At 50.0% G+C, this 3,282-nt stretch carries 2 rRNA genes; both read left to right on the top strand.

Going from position 1 to position 3,282, the window contains the following annotated elements:
- Positions 1 to 157: 157 nt before the first annotated feature.
- Positions 158 to 3,069, top strand: a 23S ribosomal RNA gene (locus tag BCR23_RS04405).
- 95 nt (positions 3,070 to 3,164) lie between these two features.
- Positions 3,165 to 3,280 (top strand): 5S ribosomal RNA (gene rrf / locus BCR23_RS04400).
- Positions 3,281 to 3,282 lie beyond the last annotated feature (2 nt).

The following is a 3,282-nucleotide window of genomic DNA, read 5'->3' as shown; positions in this document are numbered from 1 at the left end:
ATTGTTCATTGAAAACTGGATATTGAAGTAAAAAAGTAATCAAAACAAACCGAGAACACCGCGTTGAAGAGTTAATTAACTGTTCGAAGCTTATTTTATTGGTGACGCCTCTATCGCTAGAGAAACGAACCAAACAAAACCGATCGCAAGATCGTAAGGTTAAGTGAATAAGGGCGCACGGTGGATGCCTTGGCATTAGGAGCCGATGAAGGACGGGACTAACACCGATATGCTTTGGGGAGCTGTAAGTGAGCTATGATCCAGAGATTTCCGAATGGGGAAACCCAGCATCTTTTATAGGATGTTACTTTCCAGTGAATACATAGCTGGTTAGAGGTAGACGCAGAGAACTGAAACATCTAAGTACCTGCAGGAAGAGAAAGAAAATTCGATTCCCTGAGTAGCGGCGAGCGAAACGGGAAGAGCCCAAACCAACAAGCTTGCTTGTTGGGGTTGTAGGACTCCGTTGTGGTAGTCTGTCAAGATAGTCGAAGGACTTGGAAAGGTCCGCCAAAGTGGGTAATAGCCCCGTAGACGAAATGTTGGCAACACCTAGGAGGATCCTGAGTACGGCGGAACACGAGAAATTCCGTCGGAATCCGCGGGGACCATCCCGCAAGGCTAAATACTCCCTAATGACCGATAGTGAACCAGTACCGTGAGGGAAAGGTGAAAAGCACCCCGGAAGGGGAGTGAAATAGATCCTGAAACCGTGTGCCTACAACAAGTCAAAGCCCGTTAATGGGTGATGGCGTGCCTTTTGTAGAATGAACCGGCGAGTTACGATTGCATGCGAGGTTAAGTTGAAGAGACGGAGCCGCAGCGAAAGCGAGTCTGAATAGGGCGAATGAGTATGTAGTCGTAGACCCGAAACCATGTGATCTACCCATGGCCAGGTTGAAGGTGTGGTAAAACGCACTGGAGGACCGAACCCACGTACGTTGAAAAGTGCGGGGATGAGCTGTGGGTAGCGGAGAAATTCCAAACGAACTTGGAGATAGCTGGTTCTCTCCGAAATAGCTTTAGGGCTAGCGTCGAAGTTAAGAATGATGGAGGTAGAGCACTGTTTGGACTAGGGGCCCATCTCGGGTTACCGAATTCAGATAAACTCCGAATGCCATACATTCATATTCGGCAGTCAGACTGCGAGTGATAAGATCCGTAGTCGAAAGGGAAACAGCCCAGACCACCAGCTAAGGTCCCAAAATATATGTTAAGTGGAAAAGGATGTGGGGTTGCACAGACAACTAGGATGTTGGCTCAGAAGCAGCCATCATTTAAAGAGTGCGTAATAGCTCACTAGTCGAGTGACCCTGCGCCGAAAATGTACCGGGGCTAAACATATTACCGAAGCTGTGGATCACACCTCTGGTGTGATGGTAGGAGAGCGTTCTAAGGGCGTTGAAGGTCGATCGTGAGGACGGCTGGAGCGCTTAGAAGTGAGAATGCCGGTATGAGTAGCGAAAGACGGGTGAGAATCCCGTCCACCGTATGACTAAGGTTTCCTGGGGAAGGCTCGTCCGCCCAGGGTTAGTCGGGACCTAAGCCGAGGCCGATAGGCGTAGGCGATGGACAACAGGTTGATATTCCTGTACCAGTTGTTTTTGTTTGAGCAATGGAGGGACGCAGGAGGCTAAGGAATGCATGCGACTGGAAGTGCATGTCCAAGCAGTAAGTCTTGAGTAGAGTCAAATGCTTTACTCTGTACGGACAAGCTGTGATGGGGAGGGAAATAATAGTACCGAAGTTCCTGATGTCACACTGTCAAGAAAAGCTTCTAGTGAGAAAACAACTGCCCGTACCGTAAACCGACACAGGTAGTCGAGGAGAGTATCCTAAGGTGAGCGAGCGAACTCTCGTTAAGGAACTCGGCAAAATGACCCCGTAACTTCGGGAGAAGGGGTGCTGACTTCGGTCAGCCGCAGTGAATAGGCCCAAGCGACTGTTTATCAAAAACACAGGTCTCTGCAAAATCGAAAGATGAAGTATAGGGGCTGACGCCTGCCCGGTGCTGGAAGGTTAAGAGGATGGGTTAGCTTCGGCGAAGCTCAGAATTGAAGCCCCAGTAAACGGCGGCCGTAACTATAACGGTCCTAAGGTAGCGAAATTCCTTGTCGGGTAAGTTCCGACCCGCACGAAAGGCGTAACGATTTGGGCACTGTCTCAACGAGAGACTCGGTGAAATTTTAGTACCTGTGAAGATGCAGGTTACCCGCGACAGGACGGAAAGACCCCATGGAGCTTTACTGTAGCTTGATATTGAGTGTTTGTACCACATGTACAGGATAGGTAGGAGCCGATGAATCCGGAACGCTAGTTTCGGTGGAGGCGCTGGTGGGATACTACCCTTGTGTTATGAACCCTCTAACCCGCACCACTTATCGTGGTGGGAGACAGTGTCAGGTGGGCAGTTTGACTGGGGCGGTCGCCTCCTAAAAGGTAACGGAGGCGCCCAAAGGTTCCCTCAGAATGGTTGGAAATCATTCGCAGAGTGTAAAGGCAGAAGGGAGCTTGACTGCGAGACTTACAAGTCGAGCAGGGACGAAAGTCGGGCTTAGTGATCCGGTGGTTCCGCATGGAAGGGCCATCGCTCAACGGATAAAAGCTACCCTGGGGATAACAGGCTTATCTCCCCCAAGAGTCCACATCGACGGGGAGGTTTGGCACCTCGATGTCGGCTCGTCGCATCCTGGGGCTGTAGTCGGTCCCAAGGGTTGGGCTGTTCGCCCATTAAAGCGGCACGCGAGCTGGGTTCAGAACGTCGTGAGACAGTTCGGTCCCTATCCGTCGCGGGCGTTGGAAATTTGAGAGGAGCTGTCCTTAGTACGAGAGGACCGGGATGGACTTACCGCTGGTGTACCAGTTGTTCTGCCAAGGGCATTGCTGGGTAGCTATGTAGGGAAGGGATAAACGCTGAAAGCATCTAAGTGTGAAGCCCACCTCAAGATGAGATTTCCCATTTCTTTAAGAAAGTAAGACCCCTGAGAGATGATCAGGTAGATAGGTTGGAAGTGGAAGTACAGTGATGTATGGAGCGGACCAATACTAATCGGTCGAGGACTTAACCAAAGAAACGAAATAAAAAAGTTTTTCGGAAGCTTTGATTACTACTTCAATCCAGTTTTGAGTGAACAATCACTCAACTTAATAGCAACAACACCCAGTGTGGTGGCGATAGCGAGAAGGATACACCTGTTCCCATGCCGAACACAGAAGTTAAGCTTCTTAGCGCCGATTGTAGTGAAGGGTTTCCCTTTGTGAGAGTAGGACGTCGCCACGCTA

The sequence above is a fragment of the Enterococcus quebecensis genome (assembly GCF_001730365.1).
In the GTDB taxonomy this organism is placed as follows: domain Bacteria; phylum Bacillota; class Bacilli; order Lactobacillales; family Enterococcaceae; genus Enterococcus_L; species Enterococcus_L quebecensis.
Note: the sequence above shows the minus strand (reverse complement) of the source record. Positions and strands in the feature narration are given on the sequence as shown.